The sequence below is a fragment of the Mycobacterium sp. NGS33 genome (assembly GCF_059812885.1).
In genome coordinates this window covers 29907-49647 of record NZ_JCALDN010000021.1, presented here as the reverse complement: position 1 = coordinate 49647, position 19741 = coordinate 29907, and the positions used below count along the sequence as shown (strand labels likewise).

Here is a 19741-nt window from a genome sequence, read left to right as displayed (position 1 = left end):
GTTTCAGCGCTGGTAGCGCCGGGGGGTGAAGACCCGGTCGGTGGAATCGTGTGAGTACCACTGGGTTTGGGACGACCCGACGATCAGCAGGCAGCGCATGTCGATCTCGCTGGGCTCGAGGTCGGCCAGCCTGACCACGCGGACGTCTTCGTCGGGGCCGGACACGTTGCGGCCGACCACCACCGGGGTTCCGGGTTCGCGGTGGGCTAGCAGTACGTCGCGCATCGCGCCCACCTGCCAGGTTCGCGTCTTGGAAGCCGGGTTGTAGATCGCCAGCACCAGGTCGGCGGCCGCCGCGGCCTGCAGGCGCGCGGAGATCACCTCCCACGGCTTGAGGCGGTCGGACAGCGAGATCACCGCGTAGTCGTGTCCCAAGGGCGCGCCGACGCGGCTGGCGACGGCCTGGGCCGCTGTCATCGCCGGAATCACCCGCACCTGCACGCCCGGCCATTCCTTGGCCTCCTCCAGCACCGCGGTGGCCATCGCGAACACGCCCGGGTCACCCGACGACACCACGGCCACCGCGCGTCCCTCCTCGGCCAGCGCGCAGGCCAGCCGGGCCCGCTCGGGTTCGTCGCGGTTGTCGCTGGGGTGACGCTGCTGGTAGTCGCGGATCGGGACGCGGTTCAGGTAGCCGCCGTACCCGATCAGGTCGGTCGCCGCGGCCAGCTCACGCCGGGTCTGCGGGGTCATCCAGTCCATGTCCCCGGGACCCAGGCCCACCACCGTGACGCTGCCCGCGGCGGGCATGCGCCGTCCCCGTTGCCCGCCCGGCAGCATGGCCAGCGAGAAGTAGGGGACGCCGGCCTCGTCCACGTCGGCGGCGGGCAGTATGCGTTGCGTGGCGGTGCTGGCCCGCTCCACATAGAACGCGTCGTCAAGTTTTCCGGTCGCCGAAAGCGCTTCCCGCACAGCATGATACGAACGCCCGAGCTTGAGCACGACGGCGGCGTCGGCGTCGGCGAGGCGGCGGGTCAGCTCTTCGACCGGCAGGGTGCCCGGCAACACCGACAACACCTCGTCGCCGGCCACCAACGGCGTCGCGATGGCCGCCGAGGCGGCGCTCACCGACGTCACGCCCGGCACGATGACCGCGTCGAACCGTTCCGTGAGCCGGGTGTGCAGATGCATGTAGGAGCTGTAGAACAGCGGATCGCCCTCGGCCAGCAGGGCCACGTTGCGCCCGGCGTCGAGGTGAGCGGCGATGCGTTCGCTGGCCTCGACGTAGAAGTCCTCGATCGCACCGGCATAGCCGCCGGGATGGTCGGTCGTCTCGGTGGTGACGGGATAGACCAGGTGCTCTTCGATCTGACCGGGCCGCAGGTACGGTTCGGCGATGCCGCGCGCGATGCTGCGGCCGTGCCGGGCGCTGTGGTAGGCCACCACGTCGGCATCACCGATCACCCGGGCGGCCTTGACGGTCACCAATTCCGGGTCACCGGGCCCGAGCCCGACGCCCCAGAGCGTGCCCCGGCTGGTCACTCGCGGTCGCTCGCGATCGCGTTGACGGCGGCGGCCGCCATGGCACTGCCGCCCCGGCGGCCCCGCACCACCAGATACGACGTCCCGCGGGGGTTGTCGATGAGCTCCTGCTTGGACTGCGCCGACCCGACGAAACCCACCGGGCCGCCCAGCACCGCAGCCGGGGCCGGGGCTCCCTCGTCGATCAGTTCGAGCAGCCGGAACAACGCGGTAGGTGCATTGCCGATCGCCAGGACCGCGCCGGCCAGCTCGTCGGCCAGCAGCTCCACCCCCGCCGCCGAACGGGTGATGCCCCGGCGTGCGGCCAGCTGCGGCGTCCGCGGATCAGCCACCAGTGACACGACCTTGTTGCCCGCGGGCAGCCGTGCTCTGGTGATTCCGGCGGCCACCATCGACGAATCGCACAGGATGGGAGCGCCCCTGCGCAGCGCGGCACGCCCTCGCGACACGACATCGTCGGTGAACGCGACGTGCTCGGCCACGTCGACCTGCCCGCAGGTGTGAATCAGCCGGACCACCACCTGCGCCACGTCGGCGGGGAATCGCGCCAGATCGGCTTCGGCGCGGATCGTCGCGAACGACTGACGATAGATCTCCGCCGCGTCGCGGATGTAGTCGAGCACCCGCCCACCTTAAGGCTCTCGCCGGTGACGACCCGCCGCACCCGGCTACAGGCGCCGGTATCCCTGCGGGGTGGCCACCAGCACCTCACCGGCGAGCGGACTGCCGCACGCCCGGTCGCAGCCGACGAAGTGACGGTGCACCGTCGAATCGGGGTCCAGCGACCGCGCGGCGTCGGCCCGCACGTCGGCGGCCGAGCGTGCGCAGCCCGGGCTGCCGGTGCAGGCGCTGACGGTCAGCCAGGGGGAGTTCTCGTCGAACACCAGCCCCAGCGGCGCCAGGACGCGCAGCGCGACGTCGGCCACCTCTTCGGACAGATCGCACACCAGCACCGAGCGCCACGGCGTGATCACCAGCGGCGCCTCGATGGCCGCCAGGTACTCCGCGACGCGCGCCGGGAGCACCCCCAGCGGCACCGCGGCGCCCAGGGTCACCCGGCCGTCGTCTTGGCCGATCCAGCCCACCGGCGCCCTGGTGACCGCGGGGAAGGAAATGGCGCGCGGTTCGGCACCGGGCAGCAGCCGCCGCACGTCGCCCAATTCCTGGACGCGCCAAGCGGTTCCGCGGATGTCGACGAACCGCGTCGCGAGCGCGACGAGCGTCTCGACCACCTCGTCGGCCGCCAACCGGACACCGGTGTCGCGCCCAGCCAGCAGCAACGTGCAGCCATCGGGACACGCGTGCACGCCGACGTCGGCGCGCAGCCCCGAGACGTCGCCGCGCCCGTCGTCCAGGCCGAACCAGAAACGCCCGCCCAGCTCCGCGAGCCTGGGCGCGCCGCAGATCGCGGCGTCGAGCTCGCCGACCCAGCCCCGCACGTCGAGGGGGCCGCCGGATCGCCCCGACAGCGGTGAGGCCACGATGTTGCGGACCCGCTCGTGCGTCGTCGACGGCAACAGCCCCGCGCCAGCGACCGCGTCGCCGACGGCGGTCACGTGGGTCAGCCCGCGCAACTGCACATTGCCCCGGGCGGTCAGCTCGAGCGTTCCCAACCCCCACTGGGTGGAGACGGCCGCCAGCGCGGCCAGCTGGGCGGCGGTGATCATGCCGCCGGGCAGCCGGATCCGGGCCAGCGCGCCGTCGGCCGCCTGGTGCACCTGCAGCGCACCCGGGCATGCGTCGGTGTCGCGCGTCCTGGCCACCCGTCCACGGTACGGCCCCCGCGTCGCGCGCCGGCCGGGATTGCCTTCAGCCAGACCTAAACCCTTACCCGCACCCGACCGCGCCCTAGCGTCGGCACGATGAGCATTGCCACCGCGCTCGATGCTGCGCCGAGCAGGCCGGCCGGTGGGGCGGGCGGGCTATGGGCGCGCCGCAAATGGGAGATCGTGCGCGTCGTGTCGCCGCTGGCGTTGTTGGCGCTGTGGGAGCTGGGCAGCGCGATCGGCGTCATTCCCGCCGACGTGCTGCCGGCCCCCTCGTTGATTCTCGAGGCCGGCGTGGAGGTGACCCGCAACGGCCAGCTCGGCGACGCGCTGCACATCTCCACCGTCCGCGTCGTCGAGGGGCTGGTGCTGGGCGGGGTCATCGGCGTCGTGGCGGGTGCGGCGGACGGCCTGTCCCGCTGGGTCGAATCGACGGTGGACCCACCCATGCAGATGATCCGGGCGCTGCCGCACCTGGGGCTGATCCCGCTGTTCATCCTCTGGTTCGGGATCGGCGAGCTGCCCAAGGTGTTGCTCGTCGCAATGGGCGTGGTCTTCCCGCTGTACCTCAACACCTTTTCGGCGATCCGCCAGGTCGACCCCAAGATGCTGGAAACCGCTCAGGTGCTGGGCTTTTCGTTTACTCAGCGGTTAACCCGCATCCTCGCGCCCAGCGCCGCGCCGCAGGTGCTCGTCGGCTTGCGGCAGTCGCTGGCCACCGCGTGGTTGACGTTGATCGTCGCCGAGCAGATCAACGCCGACAAGGGAGTCGGCTTCCTGATCAACAATGCCCGCGATTTCCTGCGGATCGACATCATCATCTTCGGGCTGACCATCTACGCCCTGCTCGGCATCCTCACCGATGCGGTCGTCCGGCTCATCGAGCGTCACACCCTGCGCTACCGACAGTGAAAGGTCCAGGCGTGACTCTCTTCGCCGAGTCGGACGCCCTCACCGGCGCCCGGACCGACGTCGCCGGCGAGCTGTGCCACGTCGACAAGTGGTATGGAAACCGGCGGGTGCTCAACGACGTTTCCGTGCGCGTGCACAGCGGCGAGATCGTCGCCCTGCTCGGGCGCAGCGGCTCGGGCAAATCGACGGTGCTGCGGGTGCTGGCCGGTCTCTCACGCGACCACGGCGGACAACGCGCGGTGTCCGGGGCCCCGGCGCTGGCGTTTCAGGAACCGCGGCTTTTTCCGTGGCGCGACGTGCGCGCCAACGTCGGCTACGGCCTGACCCGCAGCCGCCTCCCGCGGCGGCGGGTCCGGGAGCGCGCCGAGCGGGCGCTGGCCGACGTCGGGCTGGCCGACCACGCCGGCGCGTGGCCGCTGACACTGTCCGGTGGTCAGGCGCAACGTGTTTCGCTGGCCCGCGCGCTGGTGGCCGAACCGCGTCTGCTGCTGCTCGACGAACCGTTCGGCGCACTGGACGCGCTGACCCGGTTGACCATGCACACACTGCTGCTGCAGCTGTGGCGCCGGCACGGGTTCGGGGTGCTGCTGATCACCCATGACGTCGACGAAGCGGTGGCACTGGCCGATCGCGTGCTAGTGCTCGAGGAAGGCCGCGTCATCCACGCGCTGGCCATCGACGAGCCGCGCCGCGCGCCCGGTGACCCCGGACCCCACACCGAACAGCACCGCGCGGAGCTGCTGGATCGCCTCGGTGTGCGGCTTTGAGCGAATCGCGAGTGTGTTTCGCGCACCGCCAGTCTCGGGGCCCCGGCCTTTTATAAGGCACTGCGTCAAGGTTTCGCCGCCTGACCCCGAGGATTGAACACGTGCCAGTACGGGCATCCTCGTGCCCGTGAGGACGGTGGAATATGCCCCAGGCCGGCTGGCCGATGTCTTCGGTGAGCCCGCGCCATCCACCATCCTGCTATGGCACGGGGCGCAAACCGATGCCCGCGCGGCCGTCGGCCCGCTGGCTGGGATGCTGGCCGGCCGCGCCGCCGTGGTGGTCGCACCCGACTGGAACTCCCATGCCGACGACGGCGGACGCGCGGACCTGTTGGCGTCGCTGGAGTTCGCCCGCAACCTCGCCACCCAAGCCGAGCGCATCCTGCTCGTCGGGTGGTCGATGGGCGGTGCCGCCGCGGCGGGCGTGACGCTGCACGCGGGGCAGCTCGACTTCGCTCCCGCGCACACGGTTTGCCTCGCCGGGGCTTTCATGGTCCCCGATCCGATCTTCGGTGCGCCGCTGACCGAGGGCCTGGACGGCGCGCAGATCGGGTCGCCGTTCACGCTGCTGCACGGTGTCGGCGACGACGTCGTGCCGGTCGACGCGAGCAGAGACTTCGCCGCCCGCCTGGAGCGCGTCGGCTGGCCGGTGGAAATGGTTGAGCTGGCGGCCGATCACGGTTCGATCGCGGGTGCCGACTACGACGCCCTCGCGGACCGCTACGAACCGGCCAAGGACGGACCGGCCCGGATCGTGGCCCAACAGGTTGCCGACCGGATTGCGGCGATGCTGGCCGGTTGAGCGGTGCGGTCGCGGCCCAATAGGGGCGGGCGCCCCCCGTTGCGGTACGAATGATGGGTGGCTGAGCCGACCATCCTGCTGCTGTCGACCTCCGATACGGACCTGATCAGCGCCCGTTCCAGCGGGAAAAACTATCGGTGGGCCAACCCGTCTCGGCTGTCCGACGAGGAACTGCCCGACCTGCTGGCCGATGTCGCCATCGTGGTGGTGCGCATCCTCGGCGGCTACCGCGCCTGGCAGAGCGGTATCGACACGGTGATCGCCAGCGGGGTGCCCACCGTCCTGGTCAGCGGTGAGCAGGCCGCCGACGCCGAGCTGACCGGCCTGTCCACGCTCGCGGCCGGCATCGCGGTGCAGGCGCACATCTATCTGGCCCACGGCGGCGTCGACAACCTGCGCCAGTTGCACGCCTTCCTGTCCGACACGGTGCTGATGACCGGCTTCGGGTTCACCCCGCCGGTCGTGACGCCGACGTGGGGCGAGCTGCCCCGCCCGAACGCGGTAGAGGCCGACGGCCCGACGATCGCCGTGCTGTACTACCGCGCGCAACACCTGGCCGGCAACACCGGCTACGTCGAGGCGCTCTGCCGGGCCATCGAGGACGCCGGCGCGCACCCGATGCCGATCTACTGCGCGTCGCTGCGCACCGCCGAACCCGAACTGCTGCAACGGTTGGCGGCCGCCGACGCCATGGTGGTCACCGTGCTGGCGGCCGGGGGACTGAAGCCGGCCACGGTGTCCGCCGGCGGCGATGACGACAGCTGGAACGTCGAACACCTTGCCGCCCTGGATATCCCGATCCTGCAGGGGTTGTGCCTGACCAGCCCGCGCGCCGCGTGGCGCGAGAACGATGACGGCCTGAGCCCGCTCGACGTGGCCAGCCAGGTCGCGGTGCCCGAGTTCGACGGCCGCATCATCACGGTGCCGTTCTCGTTCAAGGAGATTGACGAAGACGGGCTGATCTCCTATGTCGCCGACGCGGAACGCTGCGCCCGCGTCGCGGGGCTGGCGGTGCGCCACGCGCAGCTGCGCCACGTCGCCCCGGCCGATAAGCGGGTGGCCCTGGTGTTCTCGGCCTATCCGACCAAGCACGCCCGGATCGGTAACGCGGTGGGGTTGGACACGCCGGCGAGCGCCGTCGCGTTGCTGCAGGCGATGCGCGAGCACGGCTACCGGGCGGGTGAGCTGCCCGGCGTCGAGGCCAACGACGGTGACGCCCTGATCCACGCGCTGATCGAGCGGGGCGGACAGGACCCCGATTGGCTCACCGAAGGGCAGCTGGCCGGAAACCCGATCCGGGTGTCCGCCAAGGACTACCGCGCATGGTTTGCGACCCTGCCCCCCGAATTCACCGATGCCGTTTCCCAACATTGGGGCCCGCCGCCGGGGAAACTCTTCGTGGACCGCAGCAACGACCCCGACGGCGAAATCGTCATCGCCGCAATGCAATCGGACAACCTGGTGCTGATGGTGCAGCCGCCCCGCGGTTTCGGGGAAAACCCCGTCGCCATCTACCACGACCCCGACCTGCCGCCCAGCCACCACTACCTGGCCGCCTACCACTGGCTGGACGCGGGCTTCGGGTCACACGCGGTGGTGCACCTGGGCAAGCACGGCAATCTGGAATGGTTGCCCGGCAAGACGCTGGGCATGTCGGCGGCGTGCGGGCCCGACGCGGCGCTGGGCAACCTGCCGATGATCTACCCGTTTTTGGTCAACGACCCCGGCGAGGGAACCCAGGCCAAACGGCGCGCGCATGCCGTCCTGGTCGACCACCTCATTCCGCCGATGGCGCGCGCCGAATCCTACGGCGACATCGCGCGTTTGGAGCAGCTGCTCGACGAGCACGCCAACGTCGCCGCGCTGGATCCCGGCAAGCTGCCCGCCATCCGCCAGCAGATCTGGACGCTGATGCGCGCCGCGAAGATGGACCACGACCTGGGCCTGACCGAACGGCCCGAGGAAGACTCGTTCGACGACATGCTGCTGCACGTCGATGGCTGGCTGTGCGAGATCAAGGATGTCCAGATTCGCGACGGCCTGCACATCCTGGGGCAAAAGCCCACGGGGGAGGCCGAACTGGACCTGGTGCTGGCGATCCTGCGGGCGCGCCAGCTGTTCGGCGGCGAGCACACCCTGCCCGGATTGCGCCAAGCCCTCGGCCTGGCCGAGGACGGCACCGACGACCGGACGGCGGTCGATCGAACCGAGGCCGCGGCCCGCGAACTCGTCGCCACGCTGCAGGCGAAGGGCTGGGACGCCGAGGCGGTCGAACGGATTACCGACAATGCCGACATCGCCGCGGTGCTGCGCTTCGCGGCCACCGAGGTGGTGCCTCGGCTGGCCGGCACGGCCGCCGAAATCGAGCAGGTGTTGCGCGCCCTGGACGGGCGGTTCATCCCGGCCGGCCCGTCGGGCTCACCGCTGCGCGGACTGGTCAACGTGTTGCCCACCGGCCGCAACTTCTACTCCGTCGACCCCAAGGCGGTGCCGTCCCGGCTGGCCTGGGAAGCCGGTGTGGCGCTGGCTGATTCGTTGCTCACCCGGTACCGCGACGACCACGGGCGATGGCCGCAGTCGGTCGGGCTGTCGGTGTGGGGCACCTCGGCCATGCGCACCGCCGGCGACGACATCGCCGAAGTCCTTGCCCTGCTGGGTGTTCGGCCGGTGTGGGACGACGCGTCGCGGCGCGTCGTCGACCTGGCGCCGATTTCGCTGTCCGAGCTGGGCCGCCCGCGCATCGACGTGACGGTGCGCATCTCGGGTTTCTTCCGGGACGCCTTCCCGCACGTCGTGACGATGCTCGATGACGCGGTACGGCTGGTCGCCGCCCTCGACGAGCCCGCGGCGGATAACTACGTGCGCGCGCACGCTCAAGCCGACCTGGCCCAGCACGGCGACCAGCGGCGCGCCACCACAAGGATTTTCGGATCCAAGCCGGGCACCTACGGCGCCGGGCTGCTGCAGCTCATCGACAGCCGCAACTGGCGGGACGACGCCGACCTGGCCGCGGTGTACACCGCGTGGGGCGGTTTCGCCTACGGCCGCGACCTGGACGGCCGCGAGGCCGTCGACGACATGAACCGCCAGTACCGGCGGATCGCGGTGGCCGCCAAGAACACCGACACCCGCGAACACGACATCGCCGACTCCGACGACTACTTCCAGTACCACGGCGGCATGGTCGCCACCGTGCGCGCGCTGACCGGACAGGCGCCGGCCGCCTACGTCGGCGACAACACCCGCCCCGACGCGATCCGCACCCGGACCCTGTCGGAGGAGACCACCCGGGTGTTCCGGGCGCGAGTGGTCAATCCGCGCTGGATGGCGGCGATGCGACGGCACGGATACAAGGGCGCGTTCGAGATGGCGGCAACCGTGGACTACCTGTTCGGCTACGACGCCACCGCCGGGGTGATGGCCGACTGGATGTACGAACAACTCACCGAGCGCTACGTGCTGGACCCGGAGAACCGCAAGTTCATGTCGGAGTCGAATCCCTGGGCGCTGCACGGCATGGCCGAGCGGCTGCTGGAGGCGGCCGGGCGTGGCATGTGGGCGGCGCCGCAGCCGGAAACCCTGGACGGGTTGCGGCAGGCGCTGCTGGACACCGAGGGCGATCTGGAAGGCTGAAGAGCCCCCTAGATGAAGTCCGACCCGCCGTCGATGTTGACCGTCGCCCCGGTGACATAGCCGTTGCGCCGCGAGGCAAGGTAGGCCGTGATCGAGGCGACCTCTTCGGGCAGTCCGGCGCGGCCGAGGTCACAGGGCTGGTGAAAGTTGTTGTCGATCCAGGTCATGACGTCGACCGGATTGGTGGCGTCAAGGCCGTCGGCGGCGAGGATGTCGTTGAGCGCTTCGGTGAAGCTTGCGGTCACGATGGTTCCCGGGCACACGCAATTGACCAAAATGCCGTCCTTGGCAAGGCTTTTCGACAGGTTCTTGGTGACACTGGCCAACGCCGATTTCGATGCGGTGTAGGCGACGATCCGCGGGTTTTGGCGCTGAATGGAATGTGCGGACAACGTCACGATGCGGGCCCACTCCGCGCGGCGCAGCAGCGGCAGGCAGGCGCGAATCGATCGCACGGCCGACATCGTGCCGAGGGTGAACGCCTCGTCCCACTGTGCGTCGTCCATCTGCTCGAAATAGCCGTCGCCCGGCCCGATCGTGTGGATCAGGCTGTTGAGTTGCCCCCAGCGTTGCGTGACGGCGGCGAAGCCGTCGGTGATGGATTCGGCATCGGTCATGTCCACGCTGATGCCCACGGCATCCGGAGCGCCCGCCCGCCGCAGCGATGCGATGGCGGCGTCGAGCGCCCGGCGGCTTCGCGCCATCACCGCCACGCTGGCTCCCTCGGCCGCAAGGGTTTCGGCGATGGCCAGTCCCATGCCTTTACTGCCGCCGGTGACTACGGCCGTCGATCCCGAAAAGCCAAGGTCCATCGTTAATTCCTTTGATCGGTGCTCAGAGCCCTACGCCCAACCCGCGCAGACAGAACCGCACCATGCGTTCGCGCAGGACATCGCGATGGCACTCGCCCGTCGCCCATTGCTCATTGATGCCCGCCCATACCACTCCGTGAATGAACTGGGCGTCGGTGACCGGGTCGACGTGGTGAAACACCCCGGCCTGCACGCCGCGCTGCAGCGTCTCGATGAGGGGCTTGAGCATCTCCGCGTACGCGGGCTGAACCAACGCGGGGGACTGCGCCTGGGCTTCTATCGACAGACGACGCAAGTCGGATTTCACGTTCTCATCGAACGCCAAGTCGAGTCGCCCATCGATCCAGGCCGCGACCGCGTCGGCCGCGGTGGCCGCGGATGCCATCCGGCGTCGCAGTCGCCGTTCCTCCGCGCGCGCCATGTCGAGAAACAGCGCGGTCACCAAATCGTCCTTGGATTCGAAATGCCGGTAGAACGCCCGGGTGCCCAGCGCGGCCCGCTCCAGTACCGCGCCGATGCTGAGCTTCCCGATTCCCTGCTCTCGCAACGTGGTTGCTGCGGCGACCAGGATCTGGCGGCGCACCGCTGCGTCCGGGCCGAGTTTTTCGCGTCGCCGCGTGCGGGGTGTGCTCACGGATTCAGGCGGTCGCGTCGTAGGTGGCTAGATAGTCCGCGAACCGCTCGCGAACGCCTTCCGGTGTCAGGCCGTAGTCAGCCAGGTCGTAGTCGTGTGCGCCGCGGGAGCCGGGCCGGTGCTGGGTGGCCCAGCGCTGGACCGAGGCCAGGGTGGCATCGGTGAAGGTCAAGCCCAGGGTGTCGTAGCTGGCTTGCAGCGTGCCTACCGGATCCGTCTGGAGGTCCGCGAAGGAGACATCGGCGAAGCGGTTGTCGCCCACCTGGGCGCGGAAATCCATGGCCCGCCGGACACCTTCGACCCAGCTGTCGACCTGCTCGGCGCCTAGCTCCTCGGCGTCGTCGCGGTCGCTGCTCCAGCTGCGCACATACCGGATCAGGCTGCAGACCGAACCCATCACTTTGGCCGGGTCGCGATGGCTCCACAGGAATTTGGCAGTGGGATAGGCCTTGACGAGCGCATCGAGGGCGAACATGTGCACGGGCGTCTTGAGATGCCACAGCACCGGCGGACAGTGCCACTGCAAAAGCCGCAGTACGCGTCGATGGAAGGTGTAGGTCTCGCGCATGTCGCAGCCCATCAGCCAGGTGAGGTACCCGGGTGCGCGCACGGCACCGTCAAAGTGGAAGGTACGAAAGCTCATTCCCATCAGATCCTGGCATTCGGTCGGCGCCGTGGGCTCGGAGTTGTACAGGGTTTTCATCAAGGGGAACATCTCGTCGAGCATTTTCAAGCCGGCCTCGGCCTGCGCGATCCGCGGGTCGCTATGTTCGGTGGCCGTTTCCGGCGGAGGGGTGGGCGCCTGCGATTCCCACATTCGCAGTGATCGGAACTGGGGATCGGCGGCCACCAGCTGGCTCAGTGCGGTGGTTCCGGTGCGGGGTAGGCCGATGACGAAGACAGGGCCTCCGACTACTTCGTTGTCGATCTCGGGGTGCTGCCGGTAGGTGTCCTCGACCTTGAGGCGTTGGATCAGTGCGTTGCTGATGGTGGCGTGCTGGATGACCCGCCCTATCTCGTTGAGGTCCGCCTCGGTGTTCAGCGCGTCGACAATGCGCTCGAGGCCCTCGCGGTAGTAGGGCGATCCGAAATCGTCGAGCCCGGTCGCGGTTCGAGCGCCGTCCTCTAACTCGTCAGCATCGAAGGTCACCGTCCGAACCTTTCCTGCACCGCGCGGCGTCGTGCCGCGAGGATTGAGGCGCGCTCTTCGGCGGTGACTTGCGCGGTGTCCCTGGGCAATTCGGCCTGAATCTGGTCGAACGGCACCACTCGCGTCGTCGGCGTGGGCGCCGTTTCGGTCCGCACGCAGCGCAGGATGATCGGGCCGTTGCTGTGGCTGGCGGTGTCGAGCCAGTTGGCGACTCCGGGGTCGCGGTCGCACAGCACCACGCGGACCAATCCATCGGAATCCACCGCGGCCTGGTGGGCATTCAGGCTGGACTGGTGGCGCCCGTAATGGATTGTCTCCCACCACGGGTTGCCGATCGAGAAGCTCCAATAGACGCCGTGCGGTGGTTCCACTTCGACGATGAGGGCCTCGCCCGGGTGCAGTTCCCACCGGCCGATCACCGGCCGGTTCTCCGCGGCGGCACCCATGTCGCTGCGATCGATCGGCGGCAGGAATCCGTTGGGCGGTGCGGCCGAGCCGAACTGCAGGAAGAACGCCAGGTTGTCGACGACGAAGTCGCCCAGGGCGATCAGCTGCCGCGTCACGGCCGAGTAGGGATCGACCGGACGGGCCGCTGTCCGGATCGGGTCGCCGAGTCGCTCGATGCGCAGTGACGAAGCCACCTCGGTATCCCAGTCGTAGAAGAAGTGCCGCACCGTCAACGTGGGATGCTCACCCGCTATCCGCATCCAATTGCCTTCTCGCCCAGGGGCTTCGGAGGCTGAGAGCACCACTTCGAAATTGCCGTCGGAATCGGTCTCCAGCTCGTCGACCAACTCGTTAGCCGTTGCGGTGATGCCGTTCATCGTCTGGAGCCCGACGTAGCGGGCGGTGCCGCGGTTGCCGAACAGTCGATAGCTTTCCCCGCCGCGCAGCGTGGCGCGGGTGTAGAGGCAGTCCGGACACTCCATTCCCCAGGTCACGATGTCGTCGGTGCTCGTGCGTTGAACGCGCAGCGCCGGATCCGGATCGAACCGCAGCACCTCGTCGATGCCCGCGGTGAGCAATACCAGCAGGTGCCGGATTCCGGCGGCGACGTCGATCCGAGTGCGATTGGCCCGCGAGGAATCGACGGTGTCCGCGGCTTCGCCGAGCCGGGCCAAAAGTCGTGACCACGCCGCGAGCACATCGGGATTACCCGCCGCGCCCGGCGATGCCGGCTCCATCGCGGCCTCGGCGATCGTGAACGGCAACCACGCCAGCGGCTTCTTCGGATCGCTCACGATTCCCGACTTCGATCGGTGCTCTCAACGCTTAATTGAAAACGGTGTTTTCATTTAAGGTGTCATGACTATCGCAGCTGCGCGGTGAGAATGTCAACGCTTACCGACGGCGGTACGTTGTTCTGGTGACACCGACCTTCGCCGACCTCGCCAAGGCGCAGTACATCCTGCTGACCACCTTCACCAAAGACGGCAAGCCCAAGCCGACACCGATCTGGGCGGCGCTGGACAAGCAGCGCGGAGACCGGCTTCTGGTCATCACCCAGGAAAAGTCGTGGAAGGTAAAGCGAATTCGCAACACCCCGCGGGTCACGCTGGCCACCTGCACGATGAACGGCCGCCCCACCAGCGAGGCCGTCGACGCAACCGCGGCCATCCTGGACAAGTCGGAGACGGCCGCCGTTTACGACGTGATCGGTGAGCGCTACGGCATCGTGGGCAAGGTGTTCAACTTCTTCAGCAAGTTGCGCGGGGGCATGGACAACAACGTCGGCCTCGAGCTGAAAGTGGCCTGAACCCAAGGGGCCGTGGCCAGCGCCGTCATCCCGATCCCGGAGCCCCGAAACTGTTGTCGGGAAGGCTCACCGCAGTCGGCTTGCTTCTACGTCGTGGCGCCGGTCCCCAAATGCTCGCCGAAGAATGCGAACACCCGCCGCCACGCGTCCTCGGTCGCGTCCCGGTCGTAGCCGAAGCCCGTGATGCGAAGTAGCGGTTGGCCGGGCAGCTCGTTGGCGAAGCTGTGCCCGACGCCGGGGTAGGTCTTCACATCGGCGGTGATGTTCTTGGCGGCGATGGTCTTGTTCAGCTTTTCTGGCGCTCCCCGCCCCAACGGGTCCCGCCCGCCGAAGCTCGCCACCACCGGGCATGCGCCGTCGAGCGTCTTGTCGAGGTTGCGCGGCAGGGGAGTGCCGTAGAACGGCGCGCAGGCACCGAAACCCTTGGGAGACATGACAAGAGCGAACTGGCCGCCCATGCAGAAGCCCGCGATGCCAACCTGGCCGGAACACTCCGGCATGGACCTCAGGTGATCGCGGGCGGCCAGGATGTCGTCCAGGGAGCGGCCGCGCTGCGTCTGCAGTTCCTTCATGACGCGGGTGATGCAGCGGATGCGGCCGCCGCGGGAATACAGGTTCGGGGTGATCGCCAGATAACCCGCCGCGGCGATGCGGTCGTTGATCGACTGCTTGTCCCGCCCGTAGCCGATCGCGTCGTGGATCACCACCACACCCGGCCACGGGCCCTGCCCCGCAGGGGTGCTCAGTAAGGCATCGATCGGTCCGCCGGGGGTATCGATCTCAATCGTCGTCATAGCGTCATCTAACTGCAATCGCACCGGCGAACACCACGGGAACTTGGGCGCGGTCGGCGGACGTTGGACTGGCATGGTGTCGCGGCTGTTGTTGATCTACGCCGTCGTCGAACTCGCGGTGATCTTCGCGCTGGTGTCGACGATCGGATGGGGCTGGACCCTGCTGGTGCTCCTGGCGACAGTCCTGCTCGGCTGGGGCCTCGTACTCCCGATGGCGGGGTCGCACCTCATCCGCCGGATCGGGCGGCTGCGCTCCGGCCTGGCCGACCAACGCGCCGCGGCCGGCGACGGTGCGCTGGTCAGCCTGGCCGCACTGCTCGTCCTCGTCCCCGGGCTGGTCAGTACGGCGCTGGGCCTGCTGCTGCTCATCGGTCCGGTCCGGTCCGCGGTCGGGCCAGGGCTGACCGCCCTGGCGGTGCGCAGGTTGCAACGCCAAATGCCCGGCCTCAGTTATGCGAGCGCCTACCGCGCACAGCCCAATTCCGCGTCGTATCCCGCCGGGCCTTTCGATGGACCCGGCCACGGCGACTACATCGACGGTGAGGTCATCGACGTGCGCGACGTCGAGGCGCCGGTGCGGTCGCAAGGATTCGACGGGCGCTGACGCGGCACCCCACCGCACCGTCCATCCGCCGACCGTTATCGCAATGCCGACCGGTGCACGTAGTTTTGGCCTGTGACCGATGGTCCCGCTCCTCCTCAGGCCGAGGCACGGCCTGCATCGTCGCGGGACGTGACCGATGGTCCCGATGGTCCCGCTCCGCTGACCCTGCTGGTCAACGGCCGCGTGCACAGCCCGGCCCACCCCGACGCGACCGCGATGGCCGTCCGCGACGGCGTGGTGGCGTGGCTGGGCGGCGACGAGGTCGGCCGCCGCATGTTTCCCGATGCCGTCGTCGAAGACCTCGACGGCGGTTTCGTGGCGCCGGGGTTCGTGGACAGCCACATCCATCTCACCGCCACCGGGCTGACGCTGAGCGGGCTGGACCTGCGCGGCGCCGGGTCGCAGGTCCAGTGCCTGCAGATGGTCGCCGCCTACGCCGCCGCCCATCCCGGCCAGCCGGTGTGGGGACACGGCTGGGACGAAGCGTCGTGGCCGGAGAACCGCCCGCCCAGCACCGCCGACCTGGACGCCGTTCTCGGCGACCGGCCCGCCTACCTGGCCCGCGTCGACGTGCACTCCGCCTTCGCGTCGACGGCCCTGCGGCGGCTGGCCACCGAACTTCCGGCGGAGGCCGGGTACAGCGCCGAGTCGCCGCTGCTCGGCGACGCACACCATCGGGTGCGCGCCGTGGCCCGAGGCCTGCTGACGGCCGACCAACTCGCGGACGCCCGCGCCGCCGCTCTGCGGGCCGCCGCGGCCGCCGGCATCGTCGCGGTGCACGAATGCGCCGGGCCCGAGATCGCCGGGATCGACGATTGGCTGCAGCTGCGCGCCCTCGACCAGGGGGTCGAGGTGATCGGTTACTGGGGTGAGCCGGTGAGCAGCCCCGACCAGGCGAAAGAGCTGATGGCGGCGACCGGCGCCCACGGGCTCGCCGGCGACCTGTTCGTGGACGGAGCGCTGGGGTCGCGCACCGCCTGGCTGCACGAGCCGTACACGGACGCGCCCGAGCGCACCGGAACGTGCTATCTGCACGCCGAGGCCGTCGAGGCGCACCTGCGGGCCTGCACGCAGGCCGGGGTCACCGCCGGATTCCATGTCATCGGGGACGCCGCGGTCACGACCGTGGTGGATGCCCTCGAGCGCGTCGTCGCCGACCTCGGGCCGGTCGCCGTCGCGCGCTGCGGACACCGCCTCGAACACGTGGAGATGGTCAGCGCCGATCAGGCCGCCAAGCTCGGCCAGTGGGGGGTCATCGCCAGCGTGCAACCCAACTTCGACGCGCTCTGGGGCGGCCCCGACGGCATGTACGCGCAGCGGTTGGGCACCCAGCGAGGCAGTCGGCTCAGCCCCTTTGCGCTGTTAGCATCCCAAGGCGTGCCACTCGCGCTAGGCTCCGACGCTCCGGTCACGGGCTTCGACCCGTGGGTGAGCGTGCGCGCGGCGGTCAATCACCGCACCCCCGGCAGCGGGGTCTCGGCGCGGGCCGCGTTCGCCGCGGCCACCCGCGGGGGCTGGCGGGCGGCCGGTGTCCGCGACGGCACCACGGGCACCCTGGTGCCCGGCGCGGCCGCCTCGTACGTGATCTGGGACGCCGGGGATCTGGAGGTGCACGCCCCGCGCGACACCGTCCAGCGCTGGTCCACCGACCCGCGTTCGCGCGTGCCCGCGCTGCCCCGATTGGGCCCGGACGACGCCCTACCGCGGTGCCGGCGGACGGTGCATCGGGGCGCTGTCATCCATGGTTAGGCATTACCGGCCCGGCGACGACGAACCGCCGCGGCGGCCCGACAGGGACCCCATCAGCGACGAAGCGGAATCCGACCGCGATGACCAGCCCGCCGACGTGCATCCCGAGCCGGGGGAACACGGCCCGGACGACGACGACCGCGACGAGGGCGCCACGGACCCGGATGCCGCCGACGAGCGCGGGCCCGCGCTGGCCGATCGGCTGAGGGCAGGGGCGCGCGGCGCGCTGACCGGGTTGGTGGCCGCGGTGATCGCGCGGCTGCCCGCCGCCCAAGCCGCCATGTTGCCGCGCCTGACCCGGCTCAGTGGCGCCATCGCCGGCGGCCTGCTGTTCTGCGCCAGCTTCCCGTCGCTGAACTGGTGGTGGGGCGCCGTGCTGGCGGCAGCGTTGCTGGCGTGGGTGCTCACCCACCCCGCGACCACCCCGGCGGGTGGCCTGGGTTACGCATTCCTATTCGGATTGGCGTTCTACCTGCCGCTGCTGCCGTGGGTCGGGCTGTTGGTCGGCCCCATCCCATGGATCGCGCTCGCGACCGTATCGGCGCTGTTTCCCGCCCTCTTTGGCCTGTGCGCCGTCATCGTGCGCCGGCTGCCGGGCTGGCCCGTCTGGTTCGCGCTGATCTGGGCGGCTCAGGAGTGGCTCAAGTCGAGCGTGCCGTTCGGCGGCTTTCCCTGGGGCTCGGTGGCGTTCGGTCAGACGCACGGACCGTTCCTGCCGCTGGTCCAGCTCGGGGGCGTGGCGCTGCTGTCCATGGCGATCATGCTGGTGGGGTTCAGCGCGACGGCCATCGCGCTCGAGATCGTGAAGTGGTGGCACTCCGGTCACCCTGCTCCCCGCGCGGGCGGCGGCAGCGGCGCCGAGGGTCCGGCGCCGTCCGATTCCGCACCGCCCGCGGTGGTGCTGCCCGGCGTCTGCATCTGCCTGGTGCTGTTCGCGTCGCTCATCGTCTGGCCGCAGGTGCGCCACTCCGGTACCGGGTCGGGTGGCGAGCCGTCGGTCACCGTCGCGGCCGTGCAGGGCAACGTGCCGCGCCTGGGCTTCGAGTTCAACGAGCAGCGGCGCGCGGTGCTGGACAACCACCTCCGCGAGACCCTGCGACTGGCCGACGACGTGCGCGCCGGGGCCGCCCCGCAACCGCAATTCGTGATCTGGCCGGAGGACTCGTCGGACATCGACCCGCTGGTCAACGGCGACGCGGGACTGCAGATCTCCCGGGCCGCCGCGGCCATCGGCGCGCCGATCCTGATCGGCAGCGTCCTCGAGGTGCCCGGGCGTCCCCCGCAGGATCCGAACTACACCAACACAATGATCGTGTGGAATCCCGCCACCGGCCCGGCCGATCGCCACGACAAGGAAATCGTGCAGCCGTTCGGCGAGTACCTGCCGATGCCGTGGCTGTTCAAACACCTGTCCGGCTACGCCGGCCGCGCCGGCAGCTTCGTACCCCGGCAGGGCACCGATGTGGTGCACATCGCAGGGGTGCCCCTGGGCGTCGCCACCTGCTGGGAAGTGATCTTCGACCGGGTGCCGCGGCAAGCGGTGCTCGGCGGGGCCCAACTGCTGGCCGTGCCGGCCAACAACGCGACCTTCAACAAGAGGATGAGCGAGCAGCAGCTGGCATTCGCCAAGGTCCGGGCCGTCGAACATGACCGGTACGTGGTGGTGGCCGGCACCACCGGGATCAGCGCCGTGGTCGCCCCCGACGGCGGCGAGTTGGCACGCACCGACTTCTTCGAGCCCGCCTACCTGGACATGCAGGTTCGCCTGAAGACCAGGCTGACACCGGCGACCCGCTGGGCACCGCTGCTGCAATGGGCCATGGTCCTGGCGGCCGGAGCGGTCATCCTGGCCGGGATACGGCACAATGGATGGTTCCCGCGTTCGATACGTCTGCGGTCCACATGTCGATCGACAGGGGTCGGCGCCACCCCGGGCGAACCCCCGCCCGGCGAGCGCGACGCAGACACTGCGCCCGACCCCCGGGACCGCACGCCGGCAGACGACGGCGACTGACCACACTCCGTCCGACCAGGACGGGCCGACTATTCGAATACGGGCGACACAGAGGAGCTACATGACCACCGGCCAGCCGGCGCCCCAGATTCCGGGCAACCGTCCCAGCCAGCGCGTCTTGGTGATCATCCCCACCTACAACGAGCTGGAGAACCTTCCGGTGATCCACCGGCGGCTCAAAGAGGCGTGCCCGCACGTGCACCTGCTCGTCGTGGACGACAGCAGCCCCGACGGCACCGGCCAGCTCGCCGAGGAGCTCGCGGCCGGCGACGCGGGGCGTACGCACGTCATGCACCGCACCGCCAAGGACGGCCTGGGCGCGGCGTATCTGGCCGGCTTCGCCTGGGGGCTGAGCCGTGACTACTCGGTGCTGGTCGAGATGGACGCCGACGGCAGCCACGCGCCCGAGCAGCTGCACCGCCTGTTAGACGCCGTCGACGCCGGCGCCGACCTGGCCATCGGGTCGCGCTACGTGGACGGCGGCACGGTCCGCAACTGGCCCTGGCGGCGCTGGGCGTTGTCCTGGACGGCCAACACCTATGCCCGGCTGGCGCTCGGGATCGGCGTGCACGACATCACCGCCGGCTACCGCGCCTACCGCCGCGAAGTGCTCGAAGCGATCGACCTCGACGGCGTCGACTCCAAGGGCTACTGCTTCCAGATCGATCTGACGTGGCGCACCATCTGCAACGGCTTCACCATCGCCGAGGTGCCCATCACCTTCACCGAGCGAGAACTCGGCGTGTCCAAGATGAGCGGATCGAACATCCGCGAGGCCCTGGTCAAAGTCACCCGCTGGGGTGTCCAGGGCCGCCGGTCCGGTGCCCGGACCAGCAGGGCCGACAACCGCACCTAGCGCGGGGTTC

The 19741-nt window shown here is 69.8% G+C and carries 16 protein-coding genes and 1 pseudogene; 9 read left to right on the top strand and 8 right to left on the bottom strand.

Features of this window, described 5'->3' with window-relative positions; translation table 11 throughout:
* Window positions 1-3 precede the first annotated feature (3 nt).
* The 3 genes from AC5Y5B_RS22375 to cobG are packed head-to-tail and all read right to left on the bottom strand — an operon-like array spanning window position 4 to window position 3245.
* A complete protein-coding gene (locus AC5Y5B_RS22375) occupies window positions 4-1482 on the bottom strand; it encodes a precorrin-2 C(20)-methyltransferase (protein WP_500006642.1) in 1479 nt (492 codons plus the stop codon).
* Window positions 1479-2105 carry a precorrin-8X methylmutase gene (locus AC5Y5B_RS22370; protein ID WP_112635099.1) on the bottom strand — a complete coding sequence of 209 codons (627 nt, stop codon included), beginning with the start codon at window positions 2103-2105 and terminating at the stop codon, window positions 1479-1481. Before AC5Y5B_RS22370 ends, AC5Y5B_RS22375 begins: the two co-directional genes overlap by 4 nt.
* A 45-nt stretch (window positions 2106-2150) precedes the next feature.
* Complete coding sequence (cobG, locus tag AC5Y5B_RS22365; protein WP_500006639.1) at window positions 2151-3245, bottom strand: precorrin-3B synthase; 1095 nt, start codon at window positions 3243-3245, stop codon at window positions 2151-2153.
* Window positions 3246-3344: 99 nt separating this feature from the next.
* Here cobG and AC5Y5B_RS22360 point away from each other — a divergent pair, with 99 nt between their 5' ends.
* The 4 genes from AC5Y5B_RS22360 to cobN all read left to right on the top strand — a co-directional run bounded on the left by AC5Y5B_RS22360 (window position 3345) and on the right by cobN (window position 9362).
* Window positions 3345-4160: an ABC transporter permease gene (locus AC5Y5B_RS22360; protein ID WP_500006635.1), complete on the top strand. Its 816-nt coding sequence runs from the start codon at window positions 3345-3347 to the stop codon at window positions 4158-4160.
* A gap of 11 nt (window positions 4161-4171) precedes the next feature.
* The gene (locus tag AC5Y5B_RS22355; protein WP_500006633.1) at window positions 4172-4927 is read left to right on the top strand and encodes an ABC transporter ATP-binding protein; all 756 of its coding nucleotides are present in this window, start codon (window positions 4172-4174) and stop codon (window positions 4925-4927) included.
* 127 nt (window positions 4928-5054) lie between these two features.
* Window positions 5055-5729, top strand: a complete 675-nt coding sequence (locus AC5Y5B_RS22350; RefSeq protein ID WP_500006631.1) for an alpha/beta hydrolase — start codon at window positions 5055-5057, stop codon at window positions 5727-5729.
* Between the two features lie 57 nt (window positions 5730-5786).
* Window positions 5787-9362 carry a cobaltochelatase subunit CobN gene (gene cobN / locus AC5Y5B_RS22345; protein ID WP_500006627.1) on the top strand — a complete coding sequence of 1192 codons (3576 nt, stop codon included), beginning with the start codon at window positions 5787-5789 and terminating at the stop codon, window positions 9360-9362.
* Window positions 9363-9370: 8 nt separating this feature from the next.
* Here cobN and AC5Y5B_RS22340 read toward each other — a convergent pair whose 3' ends face one another.
* Genes AC5Y5B_RS22340 through AC5Y5B_RS22325 form a run of 4 tightly spaced genes read right to left on the bottom strand, consistent with a single transcriptional unit; the run spans window position 9371 to window position 13199 of the window.
* Complete coding sequence (locus AC5Y5B_RS22340) at window positions 9371-10174, bottom strand: SDR family NAD(P)-dependent oxidoreductase (RefSeq protein ID WP_112635104.1); 804 nt, start codon at window positions 10172-10174, stop codon at window positions 9371-9373.
* Window positions 10175-10196: 22 nt separating this feature from the next.
* On the bottom strand, window positions 10197-10808 hold the full coding sequence (locus tag AC5Y5B_RS22335) for a TetR/AcrR family transcriptional regulator (RefSeq protein WP_112635105.1): 612 nt from the start codon (window positions 10806-10808) through the stop codon (window positions 10197-10199).
* 4 nt (window positions 10809-10812) lie between these two features.
* Window positions 10813-11958: a sulfotransferase family protein gene (locus tag AC5Y5B_RS22330; RefSeq protein ID WP_112635106.1), complete on the bottom strand. Its 1146-nt coding sequence runs from the start codon at window positions 11956-11958 to the stop codon at window positions 10813-10815.
* Entirely contained in the window at window positions 11955-13199 is a 1245-nt protein-coding gene (locus tag AC5Y5B_RS22325) for a hypothetical protein (RefSeq protein ID WP_205869223.1), read from the bottom strand. Before AC5Y5B_RS22325 ends, AC5Y5B_RS22330 begins: the two co-directional genes overlap by 4 nt.
* Window positions 13200-13324: 125 nt before the next feature.
* Between AC5Y5B_RS22325 and AC5Y5B_RS22320 the strand changes: the two genes are divergently transcribed.
* Window positions 13325-13714: a PPOX class F420-dependent oxidoreductase gene (locus tag AC5Y5B_RS22320; RefSeq protein WP_112635107.1), complete on the top strand. Its 390-nt coding sequence runs from the start codon at window positions 13325-13327 to the stop codon at window positions 13712-13714.
* Window positions 13715-13800: 86 nt separating this feature from the next.
* Here AC5Y5B_RS22320 and AC5Y5B_RS22315 read toward each other — a convergent pair whose 3' ends face one another.
* Entirely contained in the window at window positions 13801-14508 is a 708-nt protein-coding gene (locus AC5Y5B_RS22315) for a dienelactone hydrolase family protein (RefSeq protein ID WP_112635108.1), read from the bottom strand.
* Between the two features lie 73 nt (window positions 14509-14581).
* Between AC5Y5B_RS22315 and AC5Y5B_RS22310 the strand changes: the two genes are divergently transcribed.
* The 4 genes and pseudogenes from AC5Y5B_RS22310 to AC5Y5B_RS22295 all read left to right on the top strand — a co-directional run.
* Window positions 14582-15112, top strand: a complete 531-nt coding sequence (locus AC5Y5B_RS22310) for an FxsA family protein (RefSeq protein WP_112635109.1) — start codon at window positions 14582-14584, stop codon at window positions 15110-15112.
* 216 nt (window positions 15113-15328) lie between these two features.
* On the top strand, window positions 15329-16861 hold the full coding sequence (locus AC5Y5B_RS22305) for an amidohydrolase (RefSeq protein ID WP_500006682.1): 1533 nt from the start codon (window positions 15329-15331) through the stop codon (window positions 16859-16861).
* A gap of 280 nt (window positions 16862-17141) precedes the next feature.
* Window positions 17142-18875, top strand: coding sequence for an apolipoprotein N-acyltransferase (gene lnt / locus AC5Y5B_RS22300; RefSeq protein WP_430917756.1), 1734 nt, complete (start codon window positions 17142-17144; stop codon window positions 18873-18875).
* A 34-nt stretch (window positions 18876-18909) separates the two neighbouring features.
* Window positions 18910-19731, top strand: a pseudogene (locus AC5Y5B_RS22295) (polyprenol monophosphomannose synthase); the annotation flags it as partial.
* Window positions 19732-19741: the final 10 nt, after the last annotated feature.

Bases quoted from the DNA above. Each gene is read 5' to 3' on its own strand.
- AC5Y5B_RS22360 (WP_500006635.1), top strand. From the start codon at position 3,345: ATGAGCATTGCCACCGCGCTCGATGCTGCGCCGAGCAGGCCGGCCGGT.
- AC5Y5B_RS22340 (WP_112635104.1), bottom strand. From the start codon at position 10,174: ATGGACCTTGGCTTTTCGGGATCGACGGCCGTAGTCACCGGCGGCAGT.
- AC5Y5B_RS22315 (WP_112635108.1), bottom strand. From the start codon at position 14,508: ATGACGACGATTGAGATCGATACCCCCGGCGGACCGATCGATGCCTTA.
- AC5Y5B_RS22310 (WP_112635109.1), top strand. From the start codon at position 14,582: ATGGTGTCGCGGCTGTTGTTGATCTACGCCGTCGTCGAACTCGCGGTG.
- AC5Y5B_RS22305 (WP_500006682.1), top strand. From the start codon at position 15,329: ATGGCCGTCCGCGACGGCGTGGTGGCGTGGCTGGGCGGCGACGAGGTC.
- lnt (WP_430917756.1), top strand. From the start codon at position 17,142: ATGTTGCCGCGCCTGACCCGGCTCAGTGGCGCCATCGCCGGCGGCCTG.